This window comes from Pseudovibrio sp. Ad37, assembly GCF_001623075.1.
In the GTDB taxonomy this organism is placed as follows: domain Bacteria; phylum Pseudomonadota; class Alphaproteobacteria; order Rhizobiales; family Stappiaceae; genus Pseudovibrio.
The window spans coordinates 75536-93373 of the sequence record NZ_LMCF01000032.1 but is presented as its reverse complement, the minus strand read 5'-3'; the positions used below and the strand labels follow the sequence as shown (position 1 = coordinate 93373).

General features: G+C 52.7%; 17 protein-coding genes. 3 read left to right on the top strand and 14 right to left on the bottom strand.

All coding sequences use genetic code 11. From position 1 onward, the window contains the following. Positions 1-290 precede the first annotated feature (290 nt). Positions 291-1121 carry a methyltransferase domain-containing protein gene (locus PsAD37_RS09365; protein WP_063295910.1) on the top strand — a complete coding sequence of 277 codons (831 nt, stop codon included), beginning with the start codon at positions 291-293 and terminating at the stop codon, positions 1119-1121. Between the two features lie 18 nt (positions 1122-1139). Here the strand turns inward: PsAD37_RS09365 and eat are convergent, their stop codons facing one another. From eat to PsAD37_RS28335, 7 genes are all read right to left on the bottom strand, one after another. Next, on the bottom strand, positions 1140-2507 hold the full coding sequence (gene eat, locus PsAD37_RS09360) for an ethanolamine permease (RefSeq protein ID WP_208991791.1): 1368 nt from the start codon (positions 2505-2507) through the stop codon (positions 1140-1142). A gap of 209 nt (positions 2508-2716) precedes the next feature. Next, positions 2717-3490 carry a trans-aconitate 2-methyltransferase gene (locus PsAD37_RS09355; protein WP_063295908.1) on the bottom strand — a complete coding sequence of 258 codons (774 nt, stop codon included), beginning with the start codon at positions 3488-3490 and terminating at the stop codon, positions 2717-2719. Positions 3491-3812: 322 nt separating this feature from the next. Then, positions 3813-5561 carry a SulP family inorganic anion transporter gene (locus PsAD37_RS09350; protein WP_063295907.1) on the bottom strand — a complete coding sequence of 583 codons (1749 nt, stop codon included), beginning with the start codon at positions 5559-5561 and terminating at the stop codon, positions 3813-3815. 89 nt (positions 5562-5650) lie between these two features. Next, positions 5651-7324, bottom strand: a complete 1674-nt coding sequence (locus PsAD37_RS09345) for a bifunctional protein tyrosine phosphatase family protein/NAD(P)/FAD-dependent oxidoreductase (RefSeq protein ID WP_063295906.1) — start codon at positions 7322-7324, stop codon at positions 5651-5653. 27 nt (positions 7325-7351) lie between these two features. Further along, positions 7352-8236, bottom strand: a complete 885-nt coding sequence (locus PsAD37_RS09340; RefSeq protein WP_063295905.1) for an MBL fold metallo-hydrolase — start codon at positions 8234-8236, stop codon at positions 7352-7354. 148 nt (positions 8237-8384) lie between these two features. Continuing rightward, positions 8385-8597: a DUF2892 domain-containing protein gene (locus PsAD37_RS09335; RefSeq protein WP_063295904.1), complete on the bottom strand. Its 213-nt coding sequence runs from the start codon at positions 8595-8597 to the stop codon at positions 8385-8387. Continuing rightward, positions 8587-8736: a hypothetical protein gene (locus PsAD37_RS28335; RefSeq protein WP_193778240.1), complete on the bottom strand. Its 150-nt coding sequence runs from the start codon at positions 8734-8736 to the stop codon at positions 8587-8589. The genes PsAD37_RS09335 and PsAD37_RS28335 overlap by 11 nt, the downstream gene beginning before the upstream one ends. A 92-nt stretch (positions 8737-8828) precedes the next feature. Here PsAD37_RS28335 and PsAD37_RS09330 point away from each other — a divergent pair, with 92 nt between their 5' ends. Further along, positions 8829-10073 (top strand): glycosyltransferase family 29 protein, encoded by a 1245-nt coding sequence (locus PsAD37_RS09330; RefSeq protein WP_063295903.1) that lies wholly within the window; start codon positions 8829-8831, stop codon positions 10071-10073. Between the two features lie 107 nt (positions 10074-10180). Here PsAD37_RS09330 and PsAD37_RS09325 read toward each other — a convergent pair whose 3' ends face one another. The 5 genes from PsAD37_RS09325 to PsAD37_RS09305 all read right to left on the bottom strand — a co-directional run bounded on the left by PsAD37_RS09325 (position 10181) and on the right by PsAD37_RS09305 (position 14585). Then, a complete protein-coding gene (locus PsAD37_RS09325; RefSeq protein ID WP_063295902.1) occupies positions 10181-10825 on the bottom strand; it encodes a Crp/Fnr family transcriptional regulator in 645 nt (214 codons plus the stop codon). A gap of 169 nt (positions 10826-10994) precedes the next feature. Next, positions 10995-12152, bottom strand: a complete 1158-nt coding sequence (locus tag PsAD37_RS09320) for a protein kinase (protein ID WP_063295901.1) — start codon at positions 12150-12152, stop codon at positions 10995-10997. A 245-nt stretch (positions 12153-12397) separates the two neighbouring features. Then, entirely contained in the window at positions 12398-13171 is a 774-nt protein-coding gene (locus tag PsAD37_RS09315) for a crotonase/enoyl-CoA hydratase family protein (RefSeq protein WP_063292980.1), read from the bottom strand. A 108-nt stretch (positions 13172-13279) separates the two neighbouring features. Beyond that, positions 13280-13489, bottom strand: coding sequence for a hypothetical protein (locus PsAD37_RS09310; protein WP_063295900.1), 210 nt, complete (start codon positions 13487-13489; stop codon positions 13280-13282). Between the two features lie 214 nt (positions 13490-13703). Then, positions 13704-14585 carry a hypothetical protein gene (locus PsAD37_RS09305; RefSeq protein ID WP_063295899.1) on the bottom strand — a complete coding sequence of 294 codons (882 nt, stop codon included), beginning with the start codon at positions 14583-14585 and terminating at the stop codon, positions 13704-13706. 296 nt (positions 14586-14881) lie between these two features. Here PsAD37_RS09305 and PsAD37_RS09300 point away from each other — a divergent pair, with 296 nt between their 5' ends. Continuing rightward, a complete protein-coding gene (locus PsAD37_RS09300) occupies positions 14882-15904 on the top strand; it encodes a GSU2403 family nucleotidyltransferase fold protein (protein WP_063295898.1) in 1023 nt (340 codons plus the stop codon). Between the two features lie 15 nt (positions 15905-15919). On the opposite strand, the gene PsAD37_RS09295 is transcribed toward PsAD37_RS09300, so the two are convergent. Beyond that, positions 15920-16267, bottom strand: a complete 348-nt coding sequence (locus PsAD37_RS09295; protein WP_063295897.1) for a hypothetical protein — start codon at positions 16265-16267, stop codon at positions 15920-15922. A 461-nt stretch (positions 16268-16728) separates the two neighbouring features. Further along, complete coding sequence (locus PsAD37_RS09290) at positions 16729-17805, bottom strand: alpha/beta hydrolase (protein WP_063295896.1); 1077 nt, start codon at positions 17803-17805, stop codon at positions 16729-16731. Positions 17806-17838: the final 33 nt, after the last annotated feature.

Sequence of the window (17838 nt, the reverse complement as noted above, 5' to 3'; positions counted from 1 at the left end):
CAACCCGTTCACGTAATTCTATCGGATATGGCTTGCCCATGTGCCCTCCAAAAACAAGGATGGCAACATTGAATCACAAAAAGTTAAAATGAGAAACCTGAATCAGATCTGGCGCAGCACGCTCTAGGTATAGAGTTTCGTAATCTTGTGAGAACTCCCGATCACTACGCCCGAAAAGCAGCCATCGCTTAACGCTTTGTTTTGTCTGTCAGACCATGAAGTGTGCCCCTGCTGTACAGCGTAAACTAGGATTACACAGAGCCATAACGCGCAGCAGGAAGGTGACGTCGTTGACCGACCGAGTAAAGAAATCTGAGCACCTCTCAAACATCGCGGCCTTTTATTCCGGAAAGCTTGCGGACGTAAAGGGTAGGAACACCTTCCAGCAAGCACTGGCCCCCGATTATGATGCCCAGGAGATTCCGGAGCACTTGCTTGGCTCTAGTTTTGGCTGTGGCAATCCCCTGGCTTTCTCGCAGATAAAGGAAGGGGAGACAGTGCTAGATCTCGGATCTGGAGCCGGGCTGGACCTTATCCTCGCCGCCGAGAAAACCGGGCCGTCGGGCAGAGTGATCGGCATTGATGTCAGCGAGGATATGATCGCGCTCGCCAAAGGCAATTGCGAGCAACACGACCTCCGCAATGTTGAACTCCATCAAGGTGTTATCGAGCACCTGCCGTTCCCGGATCAGTCCGTGGACTGGGTCATCTCAAACTGCGTCATCAACCTGTCTGCCGACAAAGCAGCAGTGTTCTCTGAGATCAACCGTGTGCTCAAAACGGGCGGAAAGCTGGTTATCTCAGACATGCTGTCGAAGGATTTACCGGAATGGCTACATATGCATCAGGATCTTCTGTCCGCCTGTATTTCTGGCGCAGTATCTGAAGCAGCTTATTTGGAGTTTGCAGGAAACAGCGGTCTCACTGCGCTGACTGTTCTGGATCGTATGACCTATGAGGATGCCGTCCTGAAACAGCTCATCAAAAACGAGCTGCCCGTCGCACTGGACGAACTGGCGAGGCAGCTTGGGCTTTCAACAGATGCAATGCTGGACAAAGCAGCCAACGAACTCTCAGGTAAGGTGAAAGCCATCAAGCTATACGGCGAAAAACCATCCTAAGGCTTCGGCTTGAGCAATTCAGGCTCTCTTCTGGCCTAGCAAAACATAGTAGCCGACACCCAGCCCCATAAGCGTCAAAGCAATTAGTGCGGCCACAAGATCGTATGCAAAGCACGACGTGAGCGCCAAAAGCGAAAGAACAAGCGTTACATAGGCTGTCTTTTTCCCACCCGGAGCACGATAAGGCCGGTGCAACCCTGCATAATCTCGTTTCAGCAAAATGTAGCTGACGCTTTGCAGGGCATAGGAGAGCGTCGCGCCAATCACCGCAATGTTGATCATCAGCTCGCCTTCTCCACTTATCGAGCAGAGAAACCCGATCACTCCCGGAATGATCAATGCCCAATGCGGAACTTTTCGAGAGCTTATGGCAGACATGAAGCGGGGCAAATACCCCTCCCGCGACATGGCGAACACCAACCTGCTGTATCCGAAAATAATGGAGAAGAACGAGGCGATCAGTCCGGCCAGCCCCACCAGATTAACAACATCCGCCAGTACTGACTCTTCGCCAAACACATGCTTCAGGGCATCCACCAGCGGCGCCCCGTAATCGCCAACCTCACGAGATGATGCAGCCCCCGGAATAAACACCACAATCAAAACCGCACTCACCAGCAGAAAGAGCATGGCACCGATGATGCCTCGCGGCAGATCAACAGCTGGATCCTTAGCTTCCTCTGCTGCAAGCGGCACACCTTCAACGGCCAGAAACAACCACATGGCAAACGGAAATGCGGCCCAGACTGACACTGCATCAAACGAGAACAAGTTCGGTTCTGCCGATGCGCTGTAAGAGGATGCTGCAAGATTGCTCAGGCTGAAATGAGGGCCAAGTGCCAGCAATGTCACGACAATAGCCAGCACGGCAAACACCGTCACCACCAGCATAAACCGCAGCGCTTCTCCCACTCCCACCAAGTGTACACCGATAAAAACCACGTAAAACACTGCGTACACGAAAGGGCCGTTGATGCCCCAAAGCGCTTCAATATATTGCCCGATGAAGATGACAATCGCAGCCGGAGCGATGGAGTATTCCAACAGCACCGCCAGCGCGGTGGCAAAGCCCCCCGTGTCCCCCATCACCTTTCGTGAAATCCGGTAGCCTCCCGCGGCACTCGGTAAGGCGGCAGACATCTCAGCAAGGCACAGGACGAGACAGAAATACATGAGCCCCATCAATGCCACAGCGATCACCATACCAAACCAGTTTGTCACCGCAAACCCATAGTTCCACCCGGCAAAACTGCCTGAGATCACATAGGAAACCCCGAGCGTTGCCAGCAAAAACCAGCCTGCGGCTCCCTTTTGAAGCTGTGATTTCTCTTCGTGTGCCATTGCAATTGATGCCCATGAACGGAGCGAAAACCTGAAGTAGGCCACCAGCTTACTACTCCTGCCCCAACGCCCAACACCCGCTATTTCTCTCGGACTGCCCCTAAGCATCAGTTGGCGTAATGTTGACCCTCTCGCCTTTTCTGCATTAATTCCCATTCACGGGGATCTATTGAAACGAGCAGCCTGATCATTGGCGAAGATATTAAGGCCCAGTTAAGTTTTTGGGATGACCTTTGCATTGGGAGGAGCGAAGCTCATTTAATCCTAGCGATTGTCAAATGGGTTTTGACTTGAAATGTCAGTTGACCCTCGCAATTAGCATGAGGCTGCAAAAGGGCTTTAAGTTCATTGTGAAAGTTTTGGCGGCGCGCGCCTAGCTTTGCCAACGCGAAAGTATCGCGCGAATGCTGGCACAAGATAAAGTCCTCAACGGTTTGCCGGAATGGCTGCGAAACATACTCTTTGGTTTCAAGGAGATTGATATAGTCCAAATGTTTGGCTTGGGTCGCCCGCCATTTATTAGAATTTACCTCTTCACCTGTGATTTGAGACACCCATTTTGCCAAAAAATGTTGCCACTCATCTTGCCACGACGGCTGAAACGCTGCATCGCCCTGAATGATTGCAAGAATATGATTTTCACTTAAGTGCTTTGCAAGTTTAGGGAACAGCCTGCTTGGTTCCATCCAATGGATGCTTGATGCAAAAGTGACTGTGTCAAACTTACCCGTCAAAGGCGCCCTTTCGGCTGTCGCTTCCACCCATTCAAGGTTGTCTGTCCTACCGTTTTCCAAGGACCGGCCTAATTTGATCATGTTAGCGGAGGGGTCGACGGCACAAACCTGATCAAAGACTTTCGTCATTGGTCTGGCAATTTTGCCCTCGCCGCAGCCCAGATCCAATAAGCGGTGTGTTGCGGAAGACCGATCAATGATGCACTCGTAAACTTGCTGAGCGTAAGGAGGGCGGCACGGGTAAAAACCCGCAACTTCAGGTGCTTTGAATGTGGCCCCGGCAATGTCGGACAATGGAATTTCTCCGAAAAAGGCGCACCATCCCTAGCCTCGTTACCAAGAGAGAGCTGGTATGCTTTAAGTGTATGATTATACTCAATTGCCCTGCGCCGCTTGAGTGGTTCTGATCAGCCCCACTTGAGTGGTCCGGTTTGAAAGTTAGTGCATGACTGGCCTTTGGTCCACAGGCACGCTGCTCCTGCGAATGCCTGTGAGCTGATGAATGGCGGCAAGTAGGAGAGCTGGATTATCTCGTTGCTAACTACACCCCCGAACATAAAAACCCCGTGGAGGGGATCCACGGGGTCTCTTAGCTCTGCCTGATAAGGGGGGTGAATCAGGCAGGCGCCTGAGCGGATTGGCGGGTGCAGACGGAGGCGAGCTCCTCTTGGGCCTGATATTGGGAGAGGAACACTTTGCCCGTCAGCTCATCAAGGAAGTGCGAGCGTTGCAGGCGGTCCATCACCGGGCCTTTCACCTCTGAAAGGTGCAGCGTGATTCCTGCGTCTTGTAACCGGTGGTTGATGGCTTCCAGAGATTCCAGAGCACTCAGATCCACCTCATTCACCGCAGAACATTGCAGCACCACATGCTTGAGGCACTCATCATCCACCGCACGGTCGTAGATGTAATCTTCCAGAAAACGCGCGTTGGCGAAGTAGAGGCTCTCATCAATGCGGATGGTCAGCAGCTCTGGCGTTGTCAGCACTTCATGCCGGTTGATATTGCGAAAATGCTCGGTTCCCGGCACCAGCCCAACCTCTGCAATGTGAGGCCGGGAAGTCTTGTAGAGGTAAAGCCCAATGGAGAGGATCACGCCTGCAGAAACACCGGTTTCAACACCAAAGCCGAGGGTCAGCAAAATGGTAGCGGCCACGGCTGAGAAGTCAGACTTGGAGTAGCTCCAGCTGTGCTTGAGAATGCTGAAGTCCACCAGTGACAGCACAGCCACAATGATGGTCGCAGCCAATGTGGCCTTGGGCAGGAAGAAGATGAGCGGTGTGAGGGAAACAGCAGCAATTGCCAAACCAACCGCCGTATAAGCGCCGGCAGCAGGCGTTTCAGCACCCGCATCAAAGTTGACCACGGAACGGGCAAACCCACCCGTTACAGGATAACCACCTGTGAAGGCCGCCCCAAGGTTGGCAGCACCCAGACCAATCAGCTCCTGATCAGGATCGATGCGCTGACGCTTCTTCGCTGCCAGCGTTTGCGCCACGGAAACGGATTCCACAAAACCAATAATGGAGATCAGCAGCGCAGGTATAAACAGCGCGCCGATCAGCTCACTGGAGAAGCTTGGCATGCTGAGCGGCGGCAGGCTTTGCGGCACAGCGCCGACGATCTTAACACCGACCTGATCCAAACTGAAGATCCAAGCCACAGCCGTCGTCGCCACCACGGCGGCGACTGGTCCAGCCTTGGTCAAAACATCCGCAAGGCGTGGCTTCAGGCCCATGTTCAGCAGCATCGGTTTCATGCCCTTGCGCACCCAGAACAGGAACAGGGTGGCCGAGACACCAATCAGGATCGTCGCCAGATTGGCTTCGCCCAGATGCTCCCAGATGGAAAAGACAATCTCCACCAGCGTATGCCCTTTCGCATCCACACCCAGAATATGCTTGAGCTGGCTGCTGGCGATCAGAACACCTGAGGCCGTGATGAAACCGGCAATCACAGGGTGGGAGAGGAAGTTGGCGAGAAACCCGAGTTTGAACACGCCCATCAGCAGCAAAATACCGCCGGACAGCATGGCAAGGGTGAGCGCAGCAATGGCATAACCCGCCGTGCCGCTGTCTGCGATCTGGCCAATCGCGGCTGCAGTCATGAGCGAAACAACAGCAACGGGCCCCACGGCCAGTGCACGGCTGGTGCCGAAGATGGCGTACAAAATAATCGGAAGAATTGACGCATAAAGCCCGGCTTCCGGCGGCAGGCCAGCGAGCAAAGCATAAGCAAGAGACTGCGGGATCAGCATGATCGTCACAATCACCGCTGCAATCATGTCATTAGAAAAACTGTCTTTATTATAGTTTCTGCCCCAAGTTAAAACGGGCAAATATCGCCGAAAGACCGAGGAGAACATGGGTCTGCCTTCAAAGTGCATAGATTAATCCGGGGAAGCAGCTCCCCCGGACACATGATAGTAATTCAGCAAAGGCCGCAATGCTTATTTTAGCTTGCGCTAACCTTCTCAGGCTTGATCATCCATTCCTTGCCGCGCAGCATTGCCCACCAGTAAACCGGCGGCAGGATCTGCTCTTTCAGGATCCACGCCGCGCGGGTTGGCTTGGTGCCATCCAGCAGCCATGTGGGGAAGCTTGGCAGCAAGGTTCCGCCATACCCGAACTCAGCCAGTACGATTTTGCCGCGCTCCACGGTGAGCGGGCAGGAGCCATAGCCGTTGTACATCGCTGGTTGTGAGCGACCTTCGATGTCTGCAACGAGGTTTTCAGCAACGATTGGCGCTTGCATGCGAGCTGCAGCAGCTGTTTTTGCATTGGGTGCGTTCATCACATCACCCAGCGACCAGATGTTGCTGTGCGTTTTGTGGCGCAGCGTTATCTGATCCACATCCACCCATCCGGCGGCATCCGCCAGTGGCGAGACGCGGATGAAGTCCGGAGCAGATTGCGGTGGGCACACGTGGATCATGTCGAAATCAACTTCCACCCGCTCAACTGGCGCGTCCGGCTTTGCCACGTCAAACCATGCCTTCTTTGCAGGGCCATCAATGGCGACCAGATTGTTGAAGAAGTTGAGGTCTGCGTTGTACAGGTCGATGTATTTTTCCAGCGCAGGCACATAGTCCTTCACACCAAACAGCACACCACCAGCATTGTGGAACTGGATGTCGATGTTCTTCAAAACACCTTGCTTGCGCCAGTAGTCACCGGAAAGATAAAGCGCTTTTTGCGGTGCACCAGCACACTTGATTGGCATTGGCGGCTGGGTGAAGAGCGCACGGCCCTCCTTCATGTTGCTCACCAGCTCCCATGTGTAGGACGCCAGATCGTAACGATAGTTGGAGGTTACGCCGTGCTTGCCAAGCGTGGATACAAGACCCTCCACCTTGTGCCAGTCCAGCTTCAGGCCGGGGCACACCACAAGGCGGTCGTATTTCACGACACGGCAACCATCCAGAATGACCGCATTGTCTTGCGGTTCAAACGCAGCCACAGCGGATTTGAGCCAGTGCACGCCTCGCGGAATCAGAGCGCCCATGGTTTTAGCGGTCTGGGAGGCATTGAAGATGCCACCGCCAACCATGGTCCAACCCGGCTGATAGTAATGAATATCAGCAGGATCAATGACAGCGATCTCAAGATCGCTCTTACGGGATTTTAAACTCGCGGCCACGGCAATGCCAGCAGCACCGCCACCAACAATCACCACATCAAACGAGGCATCTGCACGGTCCGTTGGTGTTCTGCCACCATTGGCAATGCGGCGCACGACGCCTGCCATGTCATAGCCAGCGGACTTAGTGGCTGCCAGAATATCGGCCACGGTCAAAGTCTCAGCCTGACTGAGGGACCACAGCGTGGCGCAGCGCGTGCCAGTGCGGCAGTAGGCCAGCACAGGGCGCGGAATTTCGTTCATTGCCTTGCCAAAGGCCTCGGCGTCTTCGTCAGACACCTTACCGGAAATAACCGGCAGATAGCGTGTTTCCAGACCTAGCTTTTTCGCTGCAGCTTCAATCTCGTCAAACACTGGCTGGTCTGCACCTTCCCCGTCCGGACGGTTGCAAACAATACTGCGGAAGCCCAGGTCCGCAATCTTCTGAACGTCTTGTGCAGTAATCTGCGGACAGACAGAAAGTGATGAGCTGATACTCTTAATATCCATGATGTTTCCCCTCCTCACATCATCAGATCAAAGTGCGTTGACTGGCACTTTGAGCATTGGAACGCCGTCCTCATCGGTCGGCACTGCACCTGCACGCATGTTCACCTGCAAAGACGGAATGATCAGCTTTGGTACGTCCAGCTGTGCATCACGCTCGGTGCGGAATTTGATGAAATCTTCGCGGGAGTGACCTTTACCAACGTGGATGTTGTGTTCTTTCTCCGCGCCCACTGAGGTTTCCCACTCAATGTCGCGGCCATTCGGGCCGTAGTCGTGGCACATGAACAAGCGCATCTCGTCGGGCAGCGACAGTACCTTCTGGATGCTGTCATAAAGAGTTGCTGCATCCCCGCCCGGGAAGTCTGCACGAGCAGACCCGCCATCCGGCATAAACAGGGTATCGCCCGCAAACGTTGCATTGCCCACCACATGAACCATGCAAGCCGGAGTGTGCCCCGGAGTGTGAATGGCAAACGCAGTCATGGTACCGATCTGATAGCTGTCCCCGTCCTTGAACAGCTTGTCAAACTGGCTTCCATCGCGCTGGAATTCGGTTCCCTCATTGAACACCTTGCCAAATGTGTCCTGAACCACGGTGATGTTCTCACCAATGCCGATTTTGCCGCCCAGCTTCTCCTGAATGTACGGAGCTGCTGAGAGGTGATCTGCATGAACATGGGTCTCAATCAGCCATTCAACCGTCAGGCCATTGTCCTGCACGTATTTGATGATCTCATCCGCATTGTCATAGGTGATGCGGCCCGCTGCATAGTTGATATCCATAACGGAATCGACGATGGCAACAGAAGATGAGGCAGGATCCTTCACCACATAGCTGATTGTATTGGTGCCGGGGTCAAAAAAGGCCCTGACTTCAGGCTCGACAGCCATGTTCACGGGGTAGTTCGTCATAACTTCCTCAATAAGTTAACGCGTGCGCAGTGGCGGTCGATGGTACGTGCACTTGTTTATTTTCGTGTTCGACCGCCTGCACAGCCGCCTAAGCATTTCTTATTATATTTTTTTGTCGGAAATCAGTTTGTGATCTCCAGAAACATGCTTAAACGCGGCAGGTTTTAATTCCAAAAATGGAGTAGAACGGGCAAATCCGCACGGCGGAGACCAGCAGCATTACAATGCCGACGATGATTGCGCCATAAAAGAAAAGTGGCTGCATAAACAAAGAAATGTTGGTAGACAACGGCAGTGCAATCAGCACAACACCGATAATAAAGCGAAGAATGCGATCAATAGTTCCAACGTTAGCCATCATAGTCTCGTCCTCCAGGTACGTGGCCTAACGGATAACGAGTCTTCGCAAAGGCTTCAGTGACGAAGTCACCAAACTCGGCTCCAAGCCCCTCTTTTCTTCGAAGCGCCTTAAAAATCAATGCGAAATGCCCAAAGGCCATAATGCCAGCTGGCCATCCCAGAACAATCCATAGGTTTCAGAGACCCAATTTCTGGCTAGCATGGCGTTGAAGGGCACTGCGGGGAGATCCGATTGCCCGAGACATGCGCCAGAAAGCAGTTGGGGTTCCAGTTGACCGAAGTTTCTGTAAAAAACCGCGAGCTTTACGCTCAACTTCATAGATCTAACCCCGGATACGGCACGTCTTCATCCTATATGATGGATATCATATTGCCGCTGGCTGCGGATGCTCAGCCCAAAACCATTCTCGATTATGGCTGTGGGAAAAGCTCACTTATTGATGACGTGGCAACACTTCTTAAAAGCGAAGCACACCGATACGATCCGTCAATTCCTGAGTATTGTAGCAATCCTCAAGGGAAGTTCGACCTTGTTCTGAATACCGATGTATTGGAGCATGTACCGGAAACTGAACTGGATCTTGTTCTTAAAGACATCAGAGCAAAATCAGCGAAAGTTATCTTTCACATCCCGACGCTCTATGCGACAGCTCTACTTCCAGACGGTTCGAACGCCCACTGTACAGTGAAGCCCTCCCCGTGGTGGCTCGACAAACTCTCTGAGTACTTCCCTTATGTTGACGTCCTTCGAAGTGCTACGAACGATCAGCAGTTTTACATCACCTGGCAGTTGTCTCAAAAGGGGCGTCAAGACCTGAAAAAGGTCTATCGTCAGCGAAGGCGCGCCAACTCACTTGCAAAGCGTAAACACATTTTGCGGCTGCTACGCATGAAGCTTTTTAAGGGGTATGTTTCCAAACAACAGCTGAGAGATGATATCGCTGGAAAACGTATCGCTGTTGTAGGAAACGCGCGTTCACTGAGCGAAAAGCAATATGGTGCAGAGATTGACGCACATGATCTTGTCATCAGGCTAAATCGCGGAGCAATACCTCATACGAGCAGCCATGGACAAAAACTATCCTGGGTCGCGACAAGCATGAGTGTTCCCAAGAGCTTCGTCTATAGCAAGCAAATACAACGGGTTATCTGGACACCTGCCAACAGGAGTTTTTCTCTTCCTCAGTGGTTGGTAAAACAGACCGACATCGTTTACCTGCTGAAAAAAACTGAGCTCAAACGCTATCTTAACCGCACCACCAGAAAGACAAGTACCGGCTTTGTGCTTCTTTGCCTCTTGGAGGAACTTGGCGGATACGGGCAGATAGATGTTTATGGGTTTGACTTTTTTGCTACCGCAACAAACACCAATCACATTGATCTGGACAAAGCACACCAAGACCATAACTATGAGCTCGAAAAGAAGTTCCTCGTAAAATGGATGGCTCGCGATCCGAGGGTTGCTCTTAAACTCTGAAGATTTTAAGCATGTCGCGTTTATGTGCATTCACGCACCAAGCTCTGAAGCCTTAATTTCACGCGTATTCTTATTCGAAAACCGGAACCACTTTTCGGGAATGCGCTCTAGGCTTTTGCCAGAACTTCCAGTCCGGCGCGGTCAACAATCTCGATGGTACCTCGGGATTGGGTGATCCAGTCACGGCGCTGGAACTCGCGCAGTTGGCGGGAGATGACCTCGCGCGCCGTGCCCAGTTCTGCTGCCATTTGCTGGTGCGTGGTGGCCACCCGCTTGCTGCTGCCAGCAAGTTCCAGCAGTTTTTGCGCAAGGCGGATGTCCATGCGTTGAAACGCAATCTCCTCGATCACCAGAAACAAGTCCGTGATGCGCTTGGAGTAGGCAGAGAACACAAAGCGGCGGAAGGTTTCGGATTGGGCAATGAGATCATCAAAAACCATGCGCGGAATAGCGACTGCCTGCGTGTCTGTCTCCGCAATGCCTTCTGCTGAATAATCCTCATAAGCCAGCAGACAGGCCGTCGTCAGCACGCAGCTTTCGCCTGCATGCACGCGGTAGAGAATGATCTCGCGTCCACCTTCAGAAAGCTGCTGCACGCGCACGGAACCCGAAAGCAAAAGCAGGAGGTTTTCTGGGGCTTTACCGGGGCCAAAGATGATGGTGCCGGCAGGCACGGAAACAATGGTGCTACGATTAACCAGAATTTCCCTGATGTGATTTTCCAGCTTGGAAAGGCCTTGGAACCGATCGATTCAGTTAGCAGCAGCGATTGTCATGTTTCCCTCCTGAAACGCCCCCGAAAATGCGTATGTTCTTGGCATAGTGCATAAAAGCGTTTAGCGCAATCAGGGCCTTTAGCAGAAGAATAATCTAAAGACCCTGCGCTACCAGTTATATTCAGGAATAAATTTTCGCTTCGCCTTATTCCGGACGGGCGCCAACAACACCCAAAGCCTCTTCGGCTGATAAGCGTTCTTCCGGAGATAGTTTCAGCAATCCTTTAATCGCACCCTTGATGTTGTCCGGGGTGCCGTCCAACCGCGCTTCCAGCTTCTCATCCAGCAAAGATTGATCATTGCTGCTGCCACTGCGGAACTCCTGAAGGTCATCAATCAGCTCCTGCTGCGCATTCTTGCCAGCAGCTGCCGCAACAAGCACCAAACCACCGGCCCAGGAATCCACCTTTGAGGACAGCTCTGCCCCATCAACAAATCGTTCAGGCGGTTGGTTGTTCGGCGTGCCGCCAATCTCCATTTCAAAATGCTGGCCATCCTCACAATCGGAGGCAACACCCTCATGCGCCGTTGCATAGTCAAAGCTGGTGATCACCGGCTCTGTGCTGTCTTCCTCACGAAACTGGATGGTGTCGATGTTCAGGTCCTGATGAAAGATGTTCCGCTTTTGCAAAAACGCGACCCCGGCCAGCAGACCTCCGGCGAAGTCGTTGAGCGGCTCCTCGCCCATGCCTTTGTCTGCTGGAAGGCGATCATCCAGCGACCCACCCTTCAGTTTTTCACGGATGGCGAATGGCTCCCCGAACTCTGTCAGGCCTGCGCCTTTCAGCTTCAAAATATTCTCACTGCCGAGCGCCTGATCAAACTCACCAAGTGCGGCGAGGATCTTAGCTTCGTGCACCAGCAGCTCAGCGCCCACAAAGGTTGGCGGGGAATCCGGTCCAGCGGAATACGCGTTTGGTCGCTTAATCACGGCATTTTCCATGTACGGATAATCCTGCACCACGCCAGACGCGTCATAAGACAGCACATTTTCCGCATTGGCAGCACCGCCCGTTACAGGAGGACTGACCTTGCCTGTCACATCCATGGCATGCTCTTCAGAAATGCCAAACATGTTGCCATAGGGCTGTTTGCCGCCATTTGTGTTGCCATATTGAAAGGCTGAGGGCACGGAGTCCGGCTCAATGACCATGGTTCCATCTGGTTTGGTTTGCACCTTGATGGGGCTGTTATCCGGAGGCGTTTCACGTGCGCTTGCAGACCCCGCTGCAGCTTGAGCTGGCGGTAGATCAATGCTCAGGACTTTGGCAACAGCTCTCATCCACGTGTCATAGTCAGCCATTGTCACCTCGGAAAACCTCACAAGTCTTACAAACCACTCGTGATCTCCTCGTTTCAGCCAAGAGTTGGATGGAGTATCGTTTGTCGCCTGAACGGTGGAAAGTGATCAGCCAAAACAGCGTGTAAGCGGACCTACCAGAATGCAGAGAATTACATCTATCGCCGGCCCTCAATCAGAGCCAACGTCTGCTCAACAAGATCTGAAGAATTACGGGAGGGAGGCTTTAGCTAAAGCAACGGGGCATGTCAGCTTTCCACCCCAACGCCATGCCGCCCTTTGCCGTGGCTGAAAGCCGTTGCGCCGGAAACGGTCTCTCCGCTGGAGATTACCGAAAGGCCGCGCCGCATCTCGTTCCTGATCGCTTCTGCTTCTGTCATGTCCCACTGTTCAAACATGGAAAGCCGGTCACTGCGCATGCACATTTGCGGAAATTGCGCCATATGCGCCGCCAATTCCTTCGCCCTGGTGAGAGCCTCCCCGTCTTCCACGAGGCGGTTGACGAGGCCAAAAGCCACGGCTTCCTCACCGCTCACACTGCGTCCTGTCAGGATCATATCTGCGGCGCGGGATTGGCCGATCAAACGCGGCAGGCGGATGGTACCCATATCAATCAGTGGCACGCCAAACCGCCGGCAATAGACGCCAAACACCGCAGATTTTCCGGCAACACGCATATCCGCCCAAAGCGCCAGCTCCAGCCCCCCAGCCACTGCATGGCCCTCAATCGCCGCTATCACTGGTTTTGAAAGCCGCATTCGAGACGGGCCCATCGGCGCGAAGTCGCCTTCCTCTTGCAGAGTATTAAGCTTGCCTTCTGAGATGGCTTTAAGGTCAGCCCCCGCGCAGAACGTGCCTTGAGACCCGGTGAACACGGCAACGGAGAGGCTGTCGTCCTCATCAAAACGAGTAAAGGCATCCACCAGCAGCTGCGCCGTCTCCCCATCCACCGCATTGCGCCGTTCAGGTCTATCCAGCGTAATAACCGCCGTCGTCCCCTCAACCTCAAAACCAACCGCCATAAACCCCTCCCCTGAAATTCAGGAGAAGCCTAACAGAACTTGCCAAGCCCCGTCAGCCATTCAAAGGTGGAGTGTAGGAGGCTATTTGTTAGTGCGTTTATGGGGGATTTATTGCTTGGGCTTTCTTCTGAAGATACGCCCAAGCACGACATCTAAGACCTTTTCGAGAGCAAAGAAGGCTGCACCTGTTCTCAGTATTATGAGGACAGGAATACGTGTGAGGAAATACAGAAACTCCCAAATAACAAGAAGCCAGCCAAGTATGCCTGTAACCACAAGTGTTTTACTAGGCCTCTTCTTTCCGCCTTCATTTTCCAATAGCTCCTCCCCTCTTCCCGACCTAAACAATATTTATGGAGAGGATCCAATATTGCAAGTATAGGTTGTTTCTACACTCAAAGCATTTGGGGGTTCGGGAAGATTGGTCATGTGGCTATCGGTATAGACATTCTCAAATCAAAATGTCTATACCAATTCTGAGCATCCAGATCTTCAGAGCTGCGCAAGCAGCAGGCGCAGCTTCTCCAATATTTTACAAGCTGAAGGACGCAAGAGCGCTTGGAGATGTCGCATTGACTAATGAGAAGACCTGTTTGGCGAGCTCAGTCTGAACGTGCTGCGCTTTCTCGCGCGCCAGATCTAAATTCATGTCCTTGTTAATTTCCGCCGCAACTTCAGCATCAACAGGGCCTTCTGGCTGGGACAGCAGCTCAATCTGAGCATCACGAGCAGAACCGATACTGTCGTAAACATCCTCAAACGCAGCGTTCCAATTGATGAATGCCTCTGCCAGAACGCTTACAGCCACGTCGGCAGTATCACCTGCCAACATCTCTGAGAAATCAAAGGTGAGAACGTTGATCCCTGCCATGCCTGCATTTTCTGCAGCTTCTCCATTGAGGATCCAGGTCAGGGTGTTTGTCTGATCGTTTGGCTCACCATCCGTGCTGCCCGGAAAAATGCTCTCCAGTTGCTCACGAATGTCATCATTCTCGAGATACGGGTTATCAGGATTAAACTCGATGCCATCTGCAAGTATTGCCTGAACGTTTTCTTGAAACTTGGAAAGCTGATCAACAAAACCCGAATAATCACCAGATCTGTTTGCTATCTCCGCATGTGCCTTCATCAAAATAGACTCGATACGAAGAGGCATCAGCTCCATGTTAAGTTCAGAAGCATCAAATATAAGCTTTTCCTCTGACCAATCTCTTTCAAAGATCTCAGCGTAAACCTTGTCTGCAGCTTCTGCATCCAGGGGAGCAGGCTCAAAGATGCCTTTAGCAGCGTCAACCCGAAAGCTCTTGAAGCTTTCATCTGCTTCAAAATAGGCCAGAGTCGAACTAGGTCGCTCTACAGGGTTCTGTGTTTCGAACAGCTGAACACTGCTACTATTTAAATCAACAGAATTCATGTTTCTGTCCCTCTCTGGAAATAATGGGACATCTCGGTGAATCCGAGTCTGCAGAAGAGCATCATGCACTTTCATCGAAAGTCTGCAGCAAACCTGACAACGGAATCTATTTCAAAGAAAATAACGCGATCAAAGCTGCAAGTATTCTATCATAATACATGTATAATTCACATGAATTATAATAAACCATGCAATTAATTACTTAGGAAAATCGATTTCATTGGTTCCATCCTCATTACACCTGGAACCATATAATGGTATAGACACTTTAAGAATAGAATGTCTATACTGCCTATATGACAGATCTTCCTCTCGCCTATCAGAATCTCGCTGCCGATTATATTCAGAAAACGCATGATGACAGCAGGGCTGTGCGGGGCTCGGTTTATCAGCAGGCGAAGGGGAATGTGGAGAACGTTTTCGTCAAGATGCCGGTCGGTGCCGGGCGCAAGAGCCTGTATGTGGGGCCAGCGTTGCAGCCGGAAACGCGGGCGAAGGTTGAGCAGATCAAGTATGCCAGCGAGCGGGCGCGAGCGCGGCGTAAGGACCTGAGCGTACTCAACAAAGTCGGCGTGCTATCGACACACAGTTATGCGGGCCGTGTGCTGGATGCCATGACCTATCATGGCCTGTTCCGCAATGGCGCCATTCTGGTGGGCACACTGGCCTATCAGTGCTACCCGTTGCTGTTAGGGTGTACGTTACCATCCACGCAGCTGGCGACGGATGACGCAGATCTGGTGGCTGCCTCACTGGCCATCAAGGCAGATGAAGGCATTGATATGCTCTCGATCCTGAAAGACGCCGATCCGAGTTTTGAGCCTATTCCGGAACTGGATGGGCGCGCCAAGCCGTCCCGTTTCCGCTCTCGCATCGGGTTTGTGGTGGACTTGCTAACCCCAACCCGCAAGCGCGGCGAAAAGCAACCGCTGGAGCTGCAGGGGCTGGATGCGGGAGCCATGAGCCTGCAATATCTGGCTTGGTTGATTGACGAGTCCACACCTGCCGCCCTGCCCTTCGGGGCGGGCATTCCGGTGTATGTGCCACGACCAGAACGCTATGCCGTGCACAAGCTCATCATCTCACAAAAGCGCGCGCATACAGCGACAAAGGTGACGAAGGATCTGGCACAGGCCAAAGCTCTGATCGAGGTCATTGGGCGCACCCGCCCCGGCATGATCAGCGACGAACTGCTGGCGGCACAATCCCAAGGCAAGCAAGGTTGGAGCGATCCCATCGTGAAAGCCATGAAAGCCCTCTGGCCCGACGGCTCCTGGCAGGAACGCCCTGAATTTGAGGAGTTTGTAGAGGGACTGTAGGCCCACTTTCAAAACTCACGCCATGAACAGATTGCTAATGTTGCAGTCTTGCGAAAGATGCCCCTTCTCCCAAATGGAATAAACAATATTCCCAGCAGTATTGAGGACAGAAGGCCCCAACTCATTTCCGTTCATATCAACGGGCACAAAATGAAACTGCTGAGAAGTGCTTGTACCGCCCCTATCAAAAATCCGATAGCACATATCCGGCTTCAGCTCTCCGTCCATCTGTCCTTTGATAAACGCGGTTTCCAAATACCCGTAGCTATCAAACTCACCATTTCCAACCCACATAACACTCCCCCTAGTATTGGCCTCACCTGCATCAAAGCTGAGAGTATCGCCTGCATACATACTGAGCATCTCTGCCTTTATAGGGAGCTAAAGTCACGGTGGCAGCACAACGACCTCTCAGCATTCAGGGGGCCTACTGCCCCTCAGATTTCTTGAAGGCTTAAGGAAGACGCGTTATATTAGGTAAGTGGAACGGGAAGCGCTAACTCCCCGCTCCTTTCGTTAGGTTACCCTAAAGAGGGCCCGAAAGTAGACTGCCAGTCGTCTTCGGGCTCTTTTTATCTTGAACCTCAATTCAAATCTCACCTAACCACCACCTCCTTTGACCAGGCTTTGCTTCTGTCGGAGTGCCTAACCTCTCCGATTGCACGGACTGGCGCGTGCTGCTGCTTCGCAAAAAGGTGGTATAGGAGAGCGTATACTGACCGGAACAGACCGATAACATTATGATTTATCTAACTTATTATCACTGGTTTATTTTAAAGGGCGAGATCTACTAGTTTTGAGCGCCACCTCAGTTCGCCCCGCCCTCAACTCGCCTCAGTCACACTCACATGTTTCATCAGGAAAGCATGGAACACCGCGTCGAACTCCTCCGGCTTTTCGATGTAGGCGGTGTGGCCGCAGTTCCTGACCACGTAACGCTCAACGCTTCCACCATTTGCCTCATAGCGATCCAGTGCTTGGGAGGTTTGGGTGACCATCGGCTGCGGTGGGAAGACCTCTTCGCCGGGCCAGCTGGGGAGGAAGCCGAGTTTGCCTAATGAGCCCAGATCGAACATGGATGTATCAGAGACGACGAGATCATCCGCACCATGCACCCAAAGCACAGGCGGTTTGGCATCAACATCACAGAACCCCAGAGGGTTTGCTTGACGGGTGGGTACAAGCGCATTGGTGCTGCCATAACGGCCCGGCGCGACACCCGGCCAATTGGGCGAGGGCACCACATCCCCCGGATAGGATTTGTCACCGATATGCTGCGCAAACATTGTTGCCATGTAATCGCCTAGCCGCTTAGGCTGGAAGGGCGGCTTCCAGACAAACGTGTTGAGGATATTGCGCGGAGAAAAATCGCTCCTTGTACTGCTGTCTTTGCCCATAAGCAGCTTTACAAACTCAGGGTTCACCGCCGCCGCTCCACTACCAGCCCCGTCTTCAAAACACGGCGATCCATCCGCTTTGCAGCACCCAAAGCCAAAGGGAGAGGACGGGCTGACTTGCGTGAGCGATAGCACCCGCTGCGGATAATCGGCAAGAAACTGCCAAAGCACTCCACCGCCGAGCGAGTGGCCAACCAAATGCGCAGCCTCAATCCCCAGCTCGTCCATCAGCGCGGCAAGGTCATCGGAAAAATCCTTGGTGCCACGGGTTGCATCCACCACGGCGGCAGGGTCAGCGCCTGCATACCCGCGCAAATCTGGTGCAATGGCACGAAAAAACTCGGACAAGCGCTGCATAGTTTCTTCAAACCACGTGGCAGCAGAAAGACTGCCATGAATAAAGAAGATCGGCACACCGTCTTCAGGGCCAGAGAACAGCACCCGCGTGGTCAATCGCTTAGATTGAACAGACCGCGCTTCGAGAAATGTTGGAATCTCAATCATCTTCACCCCAATGCTTTGGTGCACATTACGAGC